Origin of the sequence: Micromonospora ferruginea, assembly GCF_013694245.2 — a bacterium.
In the GTDB taxonomy this organism is placed as follows: Bacteria; Actinomycetota; Actinomycetes; order Mycobacteriales; family Micromonosporaceae; genus Micromonospora; species Micromonospora robiginosa.
Window position 1 is genome coordinate 3,697,250 of sequence record NZ_CP059322.2, and the last position, 16,342, is coordinate 3,713,591.

Here is a 16,342-nt window from a genome sequence, read left to right on the forward strand (position 1 = left end):
TCGACCCGATCATGGAAGGCGCCCACGTGACAGGCTTCCCCCACCGGCCCCGCCGGGTCCGGCCCACGCTGGCCGCGTTCGTCGCGGCGGTGGTGCTCACCGCCGGCTGCACGCTGCCGGCGTTCGCCCCGCGTGCCGAGAGCGAGGGCGAGGCGGCCCCGCCGGGCAGCGCGCCCACCTGGCGGTCCTGCCCGGAGGTGCCCGACGAGCTGGTCGGCCGGGGCGCGGCCGACATGCGCTACGACTGCGCCCGGATCCTGGTGCCGCGCAACTGGGGCGCCGGGGCGACCACCGGCGCGACCACCGGGCCGGGCACCGGCGAGACGTTCGAGATCGCGCTGATCCGGGCGCGCTCCACCAAGCAGCGCGACCGGATCGGGTCGCTGGTGGTCAACCCGGGCGGCCCCGGCGCGTCCGGGGTGGACACCGCGGTCTACCTCTCCTTCGGCCCGGCGTTCGGCGGCCTGCCGACGGCGATCACCGACCGGTTCGACATCGTCGGCTTCGACCCGCGCGGGGTGGCCCGGTCCAGCCCGGTCAGGTGCATTCCCGACGCCGACCTGGACGCCAGCTTCGGCTACGACCCCGACCCGGAGGGCCAGGCGTCCTTCGACGGCTTCGTCGACCTCAACCGGCGCATCGGCGAACGGTGCGGCGCGAAGTACGGCGACCAGCTTCCGCTCTACGGCACCGAGCAGGCCGCCCGGGACATGGACGCGGTGCGCGCGGCGGTCGGCGACGAGAAGCTGAGCTATCTCGGCTACTCCTACGGCACGCTGCTGGGCGCCACCTACGCCCAGCTCTACCCGCAGCGGGTGCGGGCGCTGGTGCTCGACGGCGCGGTCGACCCGAGGCAGCAGTTGATCGCCGGTTCGGAGAGCCAGGCCAAGGGCTTCGAGCGGGCGTTCGACAACTTCGCCCGGTGGTGCGCGGCGAACGCCGGGCGCTGCCCGATCGCGCCGGACGCGCGGGGCGCGGTCACCGCCGCGATCGACAAGGCCAACGCCTCGCCGGTGCGGGGCGCGGGCGGTCGGAAGGCCACCGCCGGCTGGGTGTTCTACGCGGTGATCTCCTCGCTCTACACCGAGCAGGGGTGGCAGGAGCTGGCCCGGGCGATCGACGAGTTGCAGGGCGGCGACCCGGCGGGCGTGTTCAAGCTCGCCGACGCGTACGCCGGCCGTGAGGACGACGGGCACTACTCCAACCTGTTCGACGCCAACCTGGCGGTCAACTGCGCCGACGAGTCCGAGAAGCCGACCCGGGAGCAGGTGCGGTCGTTGCAGTCGCAGTGGCGGCAGAAATATCCGCTGTTCGGTCCGGCGCTGGCGGTGGGGATGCTCGGCTGCGTGGAGTGGCCGGGCGGGCGTGATCCGTACCCCACCGGGCGGGCGACCGGCGCGCCGCCGATCCTGGTGGTCGGCACCACCGGCGACCCGGCCACGCCCTACGAGCAGACCGCCGCGCTGGCCTCGATGCTTGGTGTCGGCCGGGTGCTGACGTGGGAGGGCGAGGGGCACACCGCCTATCCGCAGACCCGGTGCGTGACGGCGGCCGTCGACGCGTACCTGATCTCGCTCACCGTCCCCCGGGAGGGGCTGCGCTGCCCCGCCCGGTGACGGTGCGGCGTGCGGTGTCAGCCGGCGGCCGGCGGCGTCCAGCCCTCGGGCAGGTGCCCGATGCGGACCCGCTGCGGGTGGTCGCCGACCGGAACGCTGGCGACCTTCTGGCCGGTGGCGAAGCTGATCGCGGTGACCCGGTCCGCGCCGGACTCGGAGATGACGCAGTCCCGGCCGTCCCCGCTGACCGTGGCCCAGTAGGGCTTGCTGGCCGGCACCAACGTGCCCTCGCGCAGGGTGGCCCGGTCGACCACGGTCGCGTAGTCGTCCATGGTGCCGGCGACGCAGAGCCGCGACCCGTCCGGGCTGACCGACAGGCCGTGGTGGCGTGAGTCGTTCACCCAGGTGGTGCGGTCCTCGCTGGTGGCCGGGTTCTTCGGCAGCGTGGCGACCCGGGTGATCCGGTCGGCGGCCACGTCGTACTCGACCAGGCCGTTGAAGAACGACACCTGGAAGTAGAGCCGGCTGCCGTCCGGGGTGAACACCGCCGGGCGGACCGCGTCGGAGAGGTCGCGGCGGCCGGCGGCGTCCAGCCGGTCCCGCATGTCGATCACCTTGACCACCTGAAACGTGCTGGTGTCGGCGACGGTGATCTTCCGGTCCCCCTTGGTCCAGTCGAGCCAGGGCGCGTCCAGGTCGGTGTTGACCTCGCCGATGGACATGTTCCACAGTCGACGGCCGCCGTCGGTGAAGATGTTCTCGTGCGGCTTGTCGCCGGTGCCGAACGAGCCGAGCTGCACCCCGGTGCGAATGTCCAGCACGTGCACGGTGTTCGAGGTGGAGGCGGAGACCGCCACCCGGGTGCCGTCCGGTGACACGGCCATGTGGTCGGCGCGGTAGCCGGAGACCGGGAACCGCCAGCGAACCCCGCCGGTGGCCAGGTCGATCGACACGACGTCGGCGAAGCTGGGCCGGGACACGACCAGGGCGCTGCCGTCCGGCGTGGTGTACATGTCGTCGACGAACTGGTCGTGGCCCTCCCCCGGGCCCTGCCGGATGCCGAGGAAGTAGGCCAGCTTGATCGGGTTGAGGTAGATCTCGCGCAGCCGCGCGGTCCGGTCCGGGATCACGTCGATCCGGCCGATCCTGGCGTAGTCGCCGCGGGAGCGGATGACGTCGGCGGTGCCGTCCCAGTTGTTGCCGACGAACATCACCTCCTCGAGCGCGGCGGCGGCCGAGGCGGGCGCGGGCGCCGCGGCCAGCGGGGTGGACACGGCGAGGGCGAGGGCGGCCAGCGCGGCGAGGCCGGCGCGGCGGCGGGATCGGGGCGGGCGGGATGGCACGGGGGTCATGGACGCCTCCTGACGGCCGGGTTGGGACATCGACGTTCCTCGGTGGCTCGATCGGTGTTACCTTGCGGTAACAACCAGGAGAGCAACCGGCCGGTCTCCGTGACTAGGCACCGGACGCCAACGCCCGACCGGCCCGGTTGTGCCGCGACGACAACGGGAGGCGGCGGGCGCCGATGACCCGGACTTCGAACGCCTCCACGTTCGGCGCGCTGCTGCGCGAGCTGGCCGCCGACACGGTCGCCGTGGACGAGGTGGCGTCGGCCGCCCGTACCGCCTCGCCGGAGGTGGCCCGCCTCCCGCCCGGCGAGGTCCGACGCCAGGTGGTCCTGCTGCTCACCAGCGGTCTCGGCGCGCTGGAACGGCACGAGGACCCCGCCGGGCGTGACTTCACCGAGGCCCGCCGGCTGGGCGCCGACCGGGCCGCGCAGGGCATCTCCGTCGCCGGCCTGCTGCGCGGCGTGCAGGCCGGCCGGGACCGGGCGGTGGAACTGGTGGTCCGGCACGGCCGGGCCGCCGGCATCGCCGACGAGGTGCTGTTGGAGGGGCTGCTCGTCATCGGCCGGTACGCCGCCGCGGTGGAGCGGGCGGTGGTGGACGGGCACCGCGCCGCCGAGCGGGAACTGGTCGGCGGTGGCGCCGCGGCCCGGGCCGGGCTGCTGCGCCGGCTGCTGCTCGACGGGCCGGCCGGCACGCCCCCGGCGGAGCTGACCCGGTTCGGCCTCCGGCCGGACGGCCGCTACCACTGCCTGGTCGCCACCCGCGCCGACCCGGTGCGGTCGCACACCCTGCACCGGCAGCTCACCCGGCACGGCGGCCTGCTCGGCACCATCGAGGACCGGCTGGCCGGCCTGCTCCCCCGGTTGCCCGGCGGCACCCCGGCCGACCTGCTGGCCCTGGTGGCGCCGGCGCAGCCGTTGGAGCGGGCCCCGGCGATGTACGCGCTCTGCCTGGCGGCGTTGCGCACCGCCACGCACCGGCGGCTGCGCGGGCTGCGCCGGGTCACCGACCTGGCCGGGGAGACCGCGCTGGCCGCCCAGCCGGCCCTGGCCGAGCTGCTGCGGGGCACGCTGCTCGGCGCGCTCGACCCGGCCGACGAGTTCCACCGGGAACTCGCCGCCACCGCGCTCGCCTGGCTGGACCACGGCCAGCGGCTGGACCAGACCGCCGCCGCGCTGCACGTGCACCCGAACACGGTGCGCTACCGGATGCGCCGGCTCCGGGAGGTCACCGGCGGGCCGCCGGTCGAGGAGGGGGCGCGGTGCACGGTGCCGGAGACCGTGCACTGGTGGTGGGCGTTGCGGAGCTGGTTGGACGGCTGCCCGGCGCGCGAGGTCACCGGCGGCGGCGCCTGATCCGGCGGTCGCCGGGCGCCGGCTCGGGCGTCGGACGAACCGGCTCGGGCAGCACCACGCCCTGCCGGGCGGCCATCTCCTCGACCAGCGCCCGCAGCCGCCGGACGTCGGACTTCAGCTCCTCCTGCTCGGCGTGCTCGAACGCGTCGTCGTCGACGATCAGCCGGCTGGCGAAGTGCGCGGTGATCAGCGGAATCACCAGCAGCACCATGGTGGAGATGAGCAGCGCGGCGAGGAACCGCCCGGCGAACGTGGTCGGGGAGATGTCGCCGTAGCCGACCGTGGAGGCGGTCACCACCGCCCACCAGACCGAGTCCGCCGCGCCCTTGTGCTCGGCCTGGCTGTAGAGCACGCCGGCCACCACGATCATCAACAGGTACGAGGTGATCAGCGTCCGCGGCGAGTTGGCGAACCAGACCAGCCCCCGGTAGATCCAGCGGAACGGCAGCAGCAGAAGTTCCATGGCGTCATGCTGCACGGTCATCGCCACCCGTCGCTGTGCGAGTCTGGGCGGGTGACCGACGTGATCTTCCGGGAGGCCGTCCGGGCCGACCTGCCCGCCGTGCTCGCCCTGCTCGCCGACGACGTGCTCGGCCGCACCCGCGACCTGCCCGAGGTCGACGAGGCGTACGAGCGGGCGTTCGCCGACCTCGACGCCGACCCGCGCAACCTGATGATCGTCGCCGACGACGGCGGCGAGCTGGTCGGCTGCTTCCAGATCACCTACATCCCCGGTCTGGGCCGGCACGGTGCCGAGCGGTCGCTGATCGAGGCGGTGCGGGTCCGCTCCGACCGGCGCGGTCGCGGGCTGGGCGGGGCGATGATGCGCTGGGCGATCGACCAGGCCCGCGCGCGGGGCTGCGCGCTGGTGCAGCTCACCACCGACAAGCAGCGCGCCGACGCGCACCGGTTCTACCGCGACCTGGGCTTCGTGGCCAGCCACGAGGGGATGAAGCTGGCCCTGTAGAGGGGCACCGGTCCCTCCGGCGGGGGAGGGTTCGCGCCCGGCCGACGACCAGGCTGACGGTATGCCCACCGACACGCTGTCCCCGCCGACCGTCCACCCGCACGACGGCCGCCCGCCGCAACCGTGGGCGGTCCGCGCCGCGCACCTGATCCCGCTGGTCGTGCTCCCGTCCGGGCTGTGGCGGATCGCGCTGGTCGCCGGCGTGCCGATCGGCGCGGTGGTGGCCGGCGACCGAATCCGCCCCGGGTTCGGCGAGAGCGTCTACATCGTCGCGCTCAGCCTGGTCTCGGAGGGGCTGGCGCTGCTCTCGCTGGGCCTGGTCCGCCCGTGGGGCGAGGTGTTCCCCCGCCGCCTCCCGCTGGTCGGCGGCCGGCGGGTACCGCCGTCGTTCGCGGTCACCGCCGCCACCGCCGGCGCCGGCGCGCTCACCCTGATCTGGGGATACGCGTCGTGGGGCGTGCTTGTCGACGGCAACGACCTGGGGCTGCCGGCCGGCGGCTTCGCCCTGCTGGTGGCCGCCTACGCCCCGCTGCTGCTCTGGGGCCCGCTGCTGCTCGCGGTCACCTGGGCCTACCACCGCCGCCGCTCGGGCTCCGCTAGTCGGTGAGTCGCCTGATCCAGCCCCGGGGCCGGGCGTGGGGCGGCGCGGTCGCCGCGTTTCGCGCTCACGCCGTGCTGGCCGGGTATGCGCTCATGGCCCTCGCTTCGCTCGGTGCGTTTGCTCATGCGCCGGGCCGGGCGCGCGACCGGCCCGAAGTCGTCGTCACTCGGCGGGGCCGGGGATCCGGTGCAGCTCGGCCGGCGTGGATCTCGGCGGTGTGCCGCCACTCAGCGAGCAGTTGACGACAGCGCCGCCGGCCCGGCTGGAAGAGGCGACGCTTCCGATGAGCGAGATTGACGTTCCGCAGCTTGGGAAAGACCGAGATCTTGGTAAGAATGTGCCCCTCTGGGGCCCGTTTCGTTCCAAGATCTCCGGAGCCCGGAGCCCGGAGCCCGGAGCCCGGAGCCCGGAGCCCGGAGCCCGGAGCCCGGAGCCCGGCATCGGGCTACGGGTGCCGGGCTCCGGCGCACCGTGGTCGGGCGCGTCGGCTTTGTCAGTCGGTCACCAACTGACCGTCCCGCAGGACGAGGGTGCGGTCGGCCAGCTCGATCAGCGCCGGATCGTGCGTCGCGACCAGCGCGGTCATCCCCCGGGCGTGCACCACCGCACGGAGCAGGTCCATGATCGAGCGTCCGGTCTCCGAGTCGAGCTGCCCGGTCGGCTCGTCGGCGATGAGCAGGTCCGGCTCGTTGGCCAGCGCCCGGGCCACCGCCACCCGCTGCTGCTGCCCGCCGGACAGCTCGTACGGGCGCTGCGCGGCGTGCGCGCCCAGCCCGACCAGTTCCAGCAGCACCGCCACCCGCTGTTCCCGCTCCGCCGCCGGCACCTTCGCCAGCCGCAGCGGCACCCCGACGTTCTCCGCCGCGGACAGGATCGGCACCAGGCCGAAGGTCTGGAAGACGAAGCCGACGGTGCCCCGGCGCAGCGACAGCAGCTCCCGCTCCCCCGCCGAGGTCACGTCGTGCCCGGCCACCCGGATCCGCCCGGCGTCCGGCCGGTCCAGGCCGCCGACCAGGTTCAACAGCGTGGTCTTGCCGGCACCCGACCGGCCGCGGACCGCGACCAGCTCACCGCGACCGGCGGTGAAGGAGACGTCCCGCACGGCGTGCACCGCGTGCTCCCCCCGGCCGAAGGTGCGGCTCACCCCCTCGACCCGCACCACGTCCTCGACCGTCGTGGTCGACGGCGCCACGGCCCGCTCGGTCATCACTCACTCTCCTCGGCGTGCGCCCGGTCGCCGGGGCGCACCTCGACGTGGTCGGGTTCCAGGTTGAGCCGCACCCGGTCGCGCAGCGACAGCGCCTCCACGAACGGCGCCGGCAACTGCATCCGGCCGGTGCGGTCGAGCACCGCGTACTCCTCGCTGACCAGCTCGGTGCCGCCGTCCGCGGTGGTCCGCGCGGTCCGGCGTACCTCGGAGGCGGTCCGGCCGTCGCGGATGGCGACGGTCCGGCGGACCTGACCGGCCACGGCGTGGTCGTGGGTGACCACCACGATGGTCACGCCCAGCTCGGCATTGATGGTGCGCAGCGCGGCGAAGACCTCCGCGCCGGTCGCCTCGTCCAGCTCGCCGGTCGGCTCGTCGGCGAAGAGGATCTCCGGGTCGTTGGCCACCGCCACGGCCACCGCACACCGCTGCTGCTCGCCGCCGCTCATCTGGCCTGGCCGCCGGTCCGCGCAGTGGCCGACCCCGACCATGTCGAGCAGGCGCAGCGCCCGCTCCCGCCGCTCCCGCCGGCCGCCGCCCCGGCCGGCCAGCTTCATCGGCAGCTCGACGTTCTCCACCGCGGTCAGGTACGGCAGCAGGTTGCGGCCGGTCTGCTGCCAGATGAAGCCGACCATCTCCCGCCGGTAGGCCAACCGCTTCTTGTGCGACAGGGCGAGCAGGTCGTACTCGGCGACCCGGGCGATGCCGGCGGTCGGCGTGTCCAACCCGGACAGGATGTTGAGCAGGGTGGACTTGCCCGAGCCGGAGGCGCCCACGATCGCGACCAGCTCGCCCCGGTCGATCACCAGGTCGAGGCCCTGCAGGGCGACCACCTCGACGCCCTCGGTCTTGAAGATGCGCACCAGGCCGTCGCAGACGATGTGCCCGCGCAGCCGGTCCCGGCCGCCGGCCCGTTCGGCGGCGCGCTCGGCGGCACGTCGTTGCAGGGCGGCCAGGTCCGGCGCAGCCTCCGCGGTCGCGGTCATCAGCTCTCCTCTCCGAGCCGCAGCACCTCACCGAGGCGCATCCGGCGGTTGTTCACGGCCTCCACGGTGATCGCGAAGCCGAGGGCCAGCAGGGCCAGGGCCGACACCCCGGCCACCAGGCCGGGTTCGAAACGGGGACGCACGCCCACCCCGCCGGTGAACGCGGGCAGGCCGAGCACCGGGGTGAGCAGCAACGGCAGCAGCGCGCCCACCACCGCGCCGGTGAGCACCGACACCAGCACCAGCGGGGTCAGCTCGACCAGCAGCAGCCCGCGCCACTGCCGGCGGGACAGGCCCATGGTGCGCAGCCGGGACAGCACCTGACCCCGGGAGCGGGCCCCGGCGAGCACCGCGAACGCCAAGCCGAGCAGGCCCAGCACCGCGCCACCGCCGGCGCCGAGCGCGAACCCGAAGACCAGCAGCCCGTTCACCCCGCTGCCGCCCAGCTCGGCGCGGACCTCGGACCGGCTGGTCACCTCCGGCGCGCGGGCCTTGTCCCCGGTGTCCACCGTGCCGATCCGCAGGTAGCGCCGCTGCCCCTCGACCGCCACCCGGTTCACCTCGGCGGTGTCCACGCCGGGCCCGGCCAGCACGAAGCCGGTCGGAGCGAGCGGGTGCACGGCGTCGGCCGGCAGCGCCGGCCAGGGCAACACCACGAACCGGTCGACGTCGCGGTCGACGAGCGCGAACCCGTCGACCGTGGCGGCGACCCGCACCGGCAGCCGGTTGCCCTGCACGTCCAGCCAGGCGGGACGGCGACCCTCGCCGTCGGCGAGCCCCGCGTCGGCCAACTCCCCGGCGATCGTCGGGGAGACCACCGCCGGCAACGGGGTGCTGCCGTCGCCGCCGGCCAGCAGCGCATCCGGCACGCTCGCCGGTACGCCGGCGCGGCGGGCCACCTCGGCGAAGCCGGCGGCGTCGACCAGCAGCACCCGCAACTCCCGGATCGGGGTCGGCCGGCCCACCCGGTCGGCCAACGGGCGCTCGGCCGGCACGGTCAGCAGCGGGGCCACCGCCCGGACCCCGGGCAGCGCGGCCAGTTGGGTGGCGGTGTCCGGCGCGAACCGTTCGCCGCCGACCAGCACGTCCCCGGGCACCGCGCGGGCCGCGGCGGTGTCCCGGCCGGCCTCGATGCCGGTCGCCACCACCCCGCAGAACGCCGCGGTGGCGACCGCCAGCACCACCACGACCAGCGGCCCGGTGCTGGCGGCCCGGCCGGCGCGGGCGGTGCCGAGGAACGCGACGCTGCCCCGCGCCCGGACCGTGGCGCGACTCAGCAGCCGCAACGGCCACGGGTACGCGCGCAGCGCCAGCAACGCCGCGGCCACCGCCAGCAGCACCGGCACCGACACCAGCAGCGGATCCACCGACCCGGCGACGAGCCCGCGCCGGCGCAGCAGGAACGCCCCCAGCACGGCCACCCCGAGCACCACCACCTCGACGGTGAGCCGGACCGCCGGCGACCGGCCGCCGAGGTCGGACCGGCCGGCGGCGCCCCGGCCGACGGCCAGCGCCGCCAACGGCGGGAGCGCGGTGACCAGCAGCGCGGCCAGCAGCACCCACCGCGCCGACGTCCCGGTGCCGGGCAGCAGGCCGCCGAGCAGCCAGCCGATCCCGGCCGCGGCCGGCAGCACCAGCGCCGACTCGGCCAGGCCCCGGCGCAGCAGCGCCCCCGTCGAACCGCCCCGCGCCCGGATCAGGTGGAACTCCGCGCGCCGCCGACGTGCGGCCAGCCGGGCGGCCAGCAGGGACAACCCGGCCAGCGTGGCGAGCAGCCCGGCGGCGATCACCGCGAGCAGCGTGCGGGCGGCGGCGTACGCGTCGGCGAAGCGACGCAACGCGACGTCCACGCCCTGGGTCAGCCGGACCGAGGCGGGCCGGACCCGCTCCAGCCCGTCGAGGCCGGCGATCAGCGCGTCGAGCCGGCCCGGGTCGAGCCGCTCCGGTGCGATCCGGTAGCGCCAGGTGAAGCTCACCGGCCAGCCGACCGCGGCGGCGGCGTCCACCCCGGCCTCGGCGGTGTAGCCGACCGCGACGAACGGGTCGCCGTCGCCCTCCGGCGGGGTGAGCCGCAGCATCGACGGCAGCCCGTCCCACACCCCGTCGCCCGGGTCGTTCGGCCGCCACACCCCGACCAGCTCGACCGGCCGGGACCGCGTCGGACGGCCGGTCGGGTCGGTCGGGTCCAGCATCGACAGGCTGAACCGGTCGCCGGGGGCGACGCCCAGGCTCCGCGCCACGGCGTCGGAGAGCGCCACCTCGACCGCGCCGGAGGCGGCGACGCCCCGTTCCGGCCACCGCCCGCCGGTCAGGGTGGCCGCCTCACGCAGGCCGCCGCCGGTGCGCAGGACCAGGTCGATCAGCCCCTTGTCGGCGGAGAGCGTCGGACCGCGCAGCCGGCCCGGGGTCGTGTCCGCGGCGTACCAGCGCTGCCCGATCGCCTCCCGCACCGCGCCGGGCATCCGGTCGGAGATCGTGTCGAGCTGACCCGACTGGGCGGCCACGACGGGCTGCTGGGTCGACGGGAACGTGGTCGGCGCCTGGGCGTACGTGAGGTCACGCAGGGCGGCCGGCTGGTTCGCGACGTACTCCCGCAGCCCCTGACCGGTGAGCCGGTCGGCGACCCGCGGCACCCCGGTGATCAGCAGCGCGGTCACCACGGTCAGGACGGCGAGCAGCAGGAACTGCCCCCCGTACGCCCGGACCCGGCCGGCGGCACCTGACAGCGTCATTGCTCTCCCCCCATGCGGAGCTGCACGGCCGAGACCCGCTGGCGGATCCCGGTGGTGATGACGGCGGCGAAGGCGAGCGCGGCGAGCAGCAGCCCGACGGCGGTCGCCCCGACCGGTGACCAGGGCACGACGAAGACCGCCTCGGGCACCGGCCGGCCGGCGGCCGGGGTGAGGATCACCAGGGGCACCATGGTCGCCGCGACCACGGCGCCGACGAGCAGCCCGACGCCGACCCCGATCGCGGCCAGGAACGTCTGCTCGGCGAGGTAGGCGCGGCCCAGCATCCGGGTGGTCGCGCCGAGCGTGTGGAACACGGCGAACTCGGTCAGCCGGCGCCGGGTGGTGGCCCACACGTCGACGGCCAGCCCCACCAGGGCGAGCAGCACGGACCCGAGCGCGGCGGCGAGCAGCCCGGTGCGGGCACCCTGCCAGTACGGGTCCCGCGCGGCCTCCTCGGCCACCTGCCGCCGGTCGTGCAGGACGGTGCCGTCCAGCCCGGCCAGCGCCCGCGCCGCGTCGGCGTGCCCGCCGGGCCCGGTCCGCAGCCACCACTCGGCCGTCGGCCGGACGCCCCCGCGCTGCTGGAGCACCTGGTTGGTGGCGGCGGGCAGGTCGACGAGCACGCCGTCGCCCTCGGTGCCGGGAACCGCGGCGACCCGACCGACCACCTTCACCTCCAGCGTCACCTCCGCCAGCGGCAGCTTGAAGGTGTCGCCGGTGCCCACGCTCAGCGCGGCCGCGACACCCGGCGTGATCAGCACCGGCACCGGCGGGGCGTCCCCGCGCGGCACCACGACGAACCGCGACGGGGGTGTGCTCGCGTACTGCAGCAGCCCCTCCGGCACGTCGAACCTCCGCTCCACGTCCACCCCGGCCGGGGTGACCCGCGCGGCGCCGCGCGGTCCGCTCGCCGGGTCGATCACCCGCCAGGCGCCGTCGACCGGCAGCGGCAGCGCCGCGCCGCCGGCGTCGGTGAGCCGCAGGCCGTCCAGGATCAGCCGGTAGGAGGAGCCGACGATGTCCCCGCCGTCGGCCTCGAAACCGACCAGCCGCAGCGGCGCCCCGCCGCCGTCCGGCAGCGTGGCGGAGAAGCGCACCGGGCGGCCGTCCCCGCCGGCCTCGGTCAGCCGCAGCCGCCAGGCGGCGCCGGCGTCCGTGGTGAACAGCGCGCTCACGGTCACCCTGGGCGGCGTGAGCGTGGTCTCGACCGGGGTGCGGACGGTGCCGGCGAGCGTCCGCGCCCCGGCCGGCAGGACGCCACCGGCGGGTGCGCTCCGCGCGCCGACCAGCCGGTCCAGCAGGCCGGCGGTGGACGCCCCACCGTCGGCGTCGGCGAGCCTGATCATCCCGCGCGCGGCGGCGGCGTCGAGGGCGACCGCGGTCGCCGGCCGCGACTCCCGGCCCAGCCGCAGGTCGTCCCGCCAGGCCGGCAGCACCCGGTCGAGTCCGGGTGCGGCGGCCAGCCCGGCGGCCCGGTCGTCCGGGGCGGTGCCGTCACGCTCGGTCAGCCGCAGGTCGGTGCCGACCGTGTGCCACGCCTGGTCGCGCTGCGACCGCTCCCAGGAGGCCACCAGCGACCAGGCCAGCGTGCTGCCGCCGACGGCGAGCGCGAGCAGCAGCACCGGGCCGGCGTGCGGGCGCCGGCCCGCCTGCCACATGCCGAACATGGTGGCGTTCCACGGTCGCCGGTCGACGAACCGTTCGGCGAGCCGGGTGGTCGGCGGCAGCAACCGCAGCGCGATCACCGCGCCGGCCAGCACACCGATGGTGGGCGCGGCGGCGAGCAGCGGGTCGATGCCGAGGCTGCCGTTCGCGCCGGCCAGCGGCGAAGAATACTGCCGCAACTGGGTCCAGGCGAGCACGGCCAGCGCCACCAGGGCCACGTCGACGCTGGCGCGTTGCACCGCCGCGCCCCGGGTGGGGCGGGAGCGGGCCGCCATGTCGGCGACGTAGGTGCCGGCCCGGCGCAGGGCCGGCAGCACCATGGCGAGCAGGCAGCCGACCGCGGCGCCGACCGCGACCAGCCACACCCGGGCGGCACTGCCGTCGGTCAACCCGAGGTCCGCGCCGAGGTGCCGTACCGCCTGCCCGGTCAGCGGCGGGGCCAGCAGCACGGCCGGCGCCACCACGAGCGTCGCCTCGCGTACGGCCAGCCCGGCGAGCTGGCCGCGCGCGGCGCCCCGGGCGCGCAGCAGCGCGGTCTGCGCCCGCCGGTCTTCGTTGAGCAGCGCGGCGACCAGCACCAGCGCGTACCCGCCGAGCACCACGATCAGCAGCAGCGGGGTGAGCAGGGCCGAGCGGCCCACCAGGTCGGCCCGCCCGAGCCGGTCCGCCAGCCGGTCCAGGTGGCTGACCTGCTGCGCGGAGGAGCCCAGGCCGGTGGCCTCGGGCAGCCCGTCGGTGACGTCGGCCAGCGCGGCGGTGACGGCGGGCAACCCGGCCGGCTCGACGCCGACCAGGTTCGGATCGACCAGCCAGGCCGCCGAGACCGACCCCGGGAAGGTACGCGCGAAGTCCGCCGGATCCAGCGCGAACGGCCCGTACGAGGTGCTCGCCGCGTCCCCCTGGGTGTCGCCGACGCCCGGGGCGAGCCGCCAGTACGCGTCGGAGCCGTCCCGCGGCCGCCACGTGCCGGCGATCGTCACCACGCCGCCGCGCTCCGCGGCCCGGTCGAACAGCGGCACCCGCTCCCCGACCTCCAGCCCGAGCCGCGCCGCGACCTTCTCCGGCACCGTCACCTGCAACGGGTCGGCGCCGGCCGTGGGCCACGTCCCGGCGGTCAGCTCGGCGTGTGCCGGCAGGTCGTCGAGCGTGGCCAGGTTGGCGAACATCGGATCGTCGTCGGTGCGGGCGGCGCCCACGTCACCGGTGAGCTCCCGGCCGGTGCCGTAGCGGGCGGCGGTCACCGCGACCGACGCGCCGCCCAGGCCGCCCGCGAACTGCGCCCGGACCGCCCGATCCCGCTCGGCGAACGCCTGCGCGTCGGCGCCACCGGAGCCGCTGACCAGCAGGCTGCGCTCCTCCGCCGGGGCCGCGTCGAGCACCGCGCGGGCACCCGCCTCGACCGCCCGCCGGTTGTAGTCGGAGAGCCCGGTGACCAGCCCGACCGCCACGAGCGCCGCGACCGCGGCGGCGAGCAGCAGCCCACGGGCCTCGACCGCCCGCCTCCACACCAGCTTCATCCGACGTCCTCTCCTGGCCCGGGTGAGCCGATGACCAGGAAGACCCACGAGCCCCAGCAAAAGGTTCGCGCCCGTTACAAGATCGTTACTCGCCCCTCCCGCTCCCGTCCCCATCTCACCCCTCGCCCTCACCTCACCCACCTCGCCCTCACCTCGCCCACCTCGCCCGCACACCCTTCGCCTCGCCCGCACGCCCTTCACCCCCGCCCGCACGCCCTTCACCACGCCCACACGCCCCTCGCCACGCCCACACGCCCCTCGCCACGCCCACACGCCCCTCGCCACGCCCACACGTCGATCTTGGAGTTGTGGCGCCTCTGATGTCGTGAATGCGCGCTTTGAGAGGTGCCACAACTCCAAGATCGACGGGTGGGACGGGCGGAGGCAGGGCGAGGCGGGCGCGGGAACGCGGGAACGGGTCAGGCGCGGGAGCGGGACGCACGCGGGAGCCGGGACGCGCGCGGGAGCCGGGACAGGCGCGTCGGCACGCGGGCGAGGCGAGCACGCGGGCGAGGCAAGCACGTGAGCGAGGCGAGGCAGGCACATGAGCGAGGCGAGGCAGGCACATGAGCGAGGCGTGCCTGCCCCGCTCACGTGAGCGGGGCAGGCACGTGAGCGGGGCAGGCACATGAGCGGGGCAGGCGAGGGCGTCGGCGGGGCAGGCAGAGGCGGGCGGCGCGGGATGGGGCGAGTGCGCGAGGCGGAGGCAAGGCAGCGCGGTGGGCCGGGCGGAGGTGGGCAAGGCGGGCACGGAGACGGGGGTTGTCCACAGGGGCGGACGGGAGGTGGGTGGGGCGGGAAGGGTGGCGGGGGTGTGGCGGTATGACGAGTTGCGGGCGGGTGGGATCACGCGCGGGGCGGTCCGGCACCGGGTGGAGGCGGGACGGCTGGGACGGCTGTCCCGGGGCGTCTACGGGATGGCGGACGACGAGACGAGCCGGTTGCGGGCGCTGTTCCGTCGGCTGCCGCCCGGCACGGTGGCGGGGTTCCACACCGGCGCTCGGCTGCACCGGTTCGGGGCCGCTGCCGACGGCCGGGTGCACGTGATCGTGCCGGCCGGCGGCCGGGTGCCGAGCATCCGGGGCGTGGCCGTGCACAGCTCGGTGCTGCCGGTGGCCGGCGTGGTGGAGGTCGCCGGGGTGCCGTGCGCCCCGGCCGCGCGCTGCGCCGTCGACCTGGCCCGGGTGGTACGCCGGTCCGACGCGCTGCCGGTGCTTGACCTCTGCCTCCGGGTGGGCGCCTGCCGGCGCGAGGATCTGCTGGCCGAGTTGGCGTGGCATGCCGGCCTGCGGGGCGTACGGCAGGCGGCTCACCTGATCGGGTTGGCCGACCCGCGCGCGGAGTGCCGGCAGGAGAGCCAGCTCCGCCTGCTGCTGGTCGACGCCGGGCTACCTCCGCCGGAGCCGCAGCTCTGGGTGTTCGACGGCGACGGTGTGCCGATCTACCGGCTCGACCTGGGCTACCGCCGGCAGCGGATCGGCGTCGAGTACGACGGTCGTTCTCACCTCGACCCGGCCCGCCTGCACCACGACCGCGCGCGCCTGAACTGGTTGGCCGAGCAGGGCTGGCGCATGCGCGTCTACACCGCCACCGACCTCTACCACCGCCCGAACCACATCCAGACCCAGATCCGCACCCTCCTCACCACAGCCTGAACCCCGGGTCCCGCCCCGCGCCGCCCCTCCTCCGTCGATCATGGAGTTGTGGCACCAAACAAAGGGCGCAAACTCGACATTCGAGGAGCCACAACTCCAAGATCGACGCGCCGGAGCGGGACGGGACGAGGGCGAGGGCGGGGTGGGGCGGGGTGGGGTGGGTCAGTGGTTGTTGTTGAGCCAGATGCAGGAGTTGTCGCTGCCGGTCCAGCGCCAGCACAGGTGGTCGCGGGTCTGCGGACCGTACTCGCCGTCGGCGGAGATGCCGATGTCGGACTGGACGCTGCGCAACGCGCTCTGGGTGTAGCCGCCGAAGTCGTTGTCGACGCCGCTGGGGCCGAGGTACTTGCCGTAGATGCCCTGCAACGTCCGCTGCAGCTCACCGACGCCGGAGCTGTGGTCGCCGCGGATCAGCAGACAGTTGAAGTTGATCGTGCTGCTGACGTACGCCGGGATCCAGGCCGTGGCGCCGCGGGCGCCGGACCAGGTGGAGGTGTAGACGCCGGCGCCGTTGCAGTGCGGCAGGGCGGCCTGGGCGGGTGCGGAGACGGCGACCACGCCGCCCGCGGTCGTGGCGGTGAGCGCGGCGGCGAGGCCGAGGCGGACGAGACGTCGAAGCATGGGAGAACCCCCTGGTCGAGGTGCGGGTCGCGCGTGCGGCGCTGCGGCGCGCGGCTGGTTCCACAATGGTTTCGTCCGCCGCCGGGCCGGGACAGGAGCCGGACCGGAGATTGACCGGCACTTCTCCGCCG

General features: G+C 75.7%; 12 protein-coding genes. 5 read left to right on the forward strand and 7 right to left on the reverse strand.

Annotated elements, in window-relative coordinates:
* Positions 1 to 11 precede the first annotated feature (11 nt).
* Complete coding sequence (locus tag H1D33_RS15900) at positions 12 to 1,616, forward strand: alpha/beta hydrolase (protein ID WP_414685419.1); 1,605 nt, start codon at positions 12 to 14, stop codon at positions 1,614 to 1,616.
* Between the two features lie 17 nt (positions 1,617 to 1,633).
* On the opposite strand, the gene H1D33_RS15905 is transcribed toward H1D33_RS15900, so the two are convergent.
* Entirely contained in the window at positions 1,634 to 2,908 is a 1,275-nt protein-coding gene (locus H1D33_RS15905; protein WP_181572386.1) for a YncE family protein, read from the reverse strand.
* A 173-nt stretch (positions 2,909 to 3,081) separates the two neighbouring features.
* Here H1D33_RS15905 and H1D33_RS15910 point away from each other — a divergent pair, with 173 nt between their 5' ends.
* Positions 3,082 to 4,260, forward strand: a complete 1,179-nt coding sequence (locus tag H1D33_RS15910) for a PucR family transcriptional regulator (RefSeq protein WP_181572385.1) — start codon at positions 3,082 to 3,084, stop codon at positions 4,258 to 4,260.
* Here the strand turns inward: H1D33_RS15910 and H1D33_RS15915 are convergent.
* Positions 4,241 to 4,723, reverse strand: a complete 483-nt coding sequence (locus H1D33_RS15915) for a potassium channel family protein (RefSeq protein WP_181572384.1) — start codon at positions 4,721 to 4,723, stop codon at positions 4,241 to 4,243. The two genes, H1D33_RS15910 and H1D33_RS15915, sit on opposite strands and share 20 nt — an antisense overlap.
* A gap of 51 nt (positions 4,724 to 4,774) precedes the next feature.
* Between H1D33_RS15915 and H1D33_RS15920 the strand changes: the two genes are divergently transcribed.
* Both H1D33_RS15920 and H1D33_RS15925 read left to right on the forward strand, forming a co-directional pair.
* A complete protein-coding gene (locus H1D33_RS15920; protein WP_181572383.1) occupies positions 4,775 to 5,227 on the forward strand; it encodes a GNAT family N-acetyltransferase in 453 nt (150 codons plus the stop codon).
* A 61-nt stretch (positions 5,228 to 5,288) separates the two neighbouring features.
* Positions 5,289 to 5,834 carry a hypothetical protein gene (locus H1D33_RS15925; RefSeq protein ID WP_181572382.1) on the forward strand — a complete coding sequence of 182 codons (546 nt, stop codon included), beginning with the start codon at positions 5,289 to 5,291 and terminating at the stop codon, positions 5,832 to 5,834.
* A 487-nt stretch (positions 5,835 to 6,321) separates the two neighbouring features.
* Here the strand turns inward: H1D33_RS15925 and H1D33_RS15930 are convergent, their stop codons facing one another.
* Genes H1D33_RS15930 through H1D33_RS15945 form a run of 4 tightly spaced genes read right to left on the reverse strand, consistent with a single transcriptional unit; the run spans position 6,322 to position 13,935 of the window.
* Positions 6,322 to 7,035: an ABC transporter ATP-binding protein gene (locus H1D33_RS15930; protein WP_181572381.1), complete on the reverse strand. Its 714-nt coding sequence runs from the start codon at positions 7,033 to 7,035 to the stop codon at positions 6,322 to 6,324.
* Positions 7,035 to 8,021, reverse strand: coding sequence for an ABC transporter ATP-binding protein (locus H1D33_RS15935; protein WP_181572380.1), 987 nt, complete (start codon positions 8,019 to 8,021; stop codon positions 7,035 to 7,037). The genes H1D33_RS15930 and H1D33_RS15935 overlap by 1 nt, the downstream gene beginning before the upstream one ends.
* Entirely contained in the window at positions 8,021 to 10,753 is a 2,733-nt protein-coding gene (locus tag H1D33_RS15940) for an FtsX-like permease family protein (RefSeq protein WP_181572379.1), read from the reverse strand. The genes H1D33_RS15935 and H1D33_RS15940 overlap by 1 nt, the downstream gene beginning before the upstream one ends.
* Complete coding sequence (locus H1D33_RS15945; RefSeq protein WP_181572378.1) at positions 10,750 to 13,935, reverse strand: ABC transporter permease; 3,186 nt, start codon at positions 13,933 to 13,935, stop codon at positions 10,750 to 10,752. Before H1D33_RS15945 ends, H1D33_RS15940 begins: the two co-directional genes overlap by 4 nt.
* A gap of 812 nt (positions 13,936 to 14,747) precedes the next feature.
* Between H1D33_RS15945 and H1D33_RS15950 the strand changes: the two genes are divergently transcribed.
* Positions 14,748 to 15,590: a hypothetical protein gene (locus tag H1D33_RS15950; protein WP_307755198.1), complete on the forward strand. Its 843-nt coding sequence runs from the start codon at positions 14,748 to 14,750 to the stop codon at positions 15,588 to 15,590.
* A 162-nt stretch (positions 15,591 to 15,752) separates the two neighbouring features.
* Here the strand turns inward: H1D33_RS15950 and H1D33_RS15955 are convergent, their stop codons facing one another.
* Positions 15,753 to 16,211, reverse strand: a complete 459-nt coding sequence (locus tag H1D33_RS15955; protein WP_181572377.1) for a peptidoglycan-binding domain-containing protein — start codon at positions 16,209 to 16,211, stop codon at positions 15,753 to 15,755.
* Positions 16,212 to 16,342: the final 131 nt, after the last annotated feature.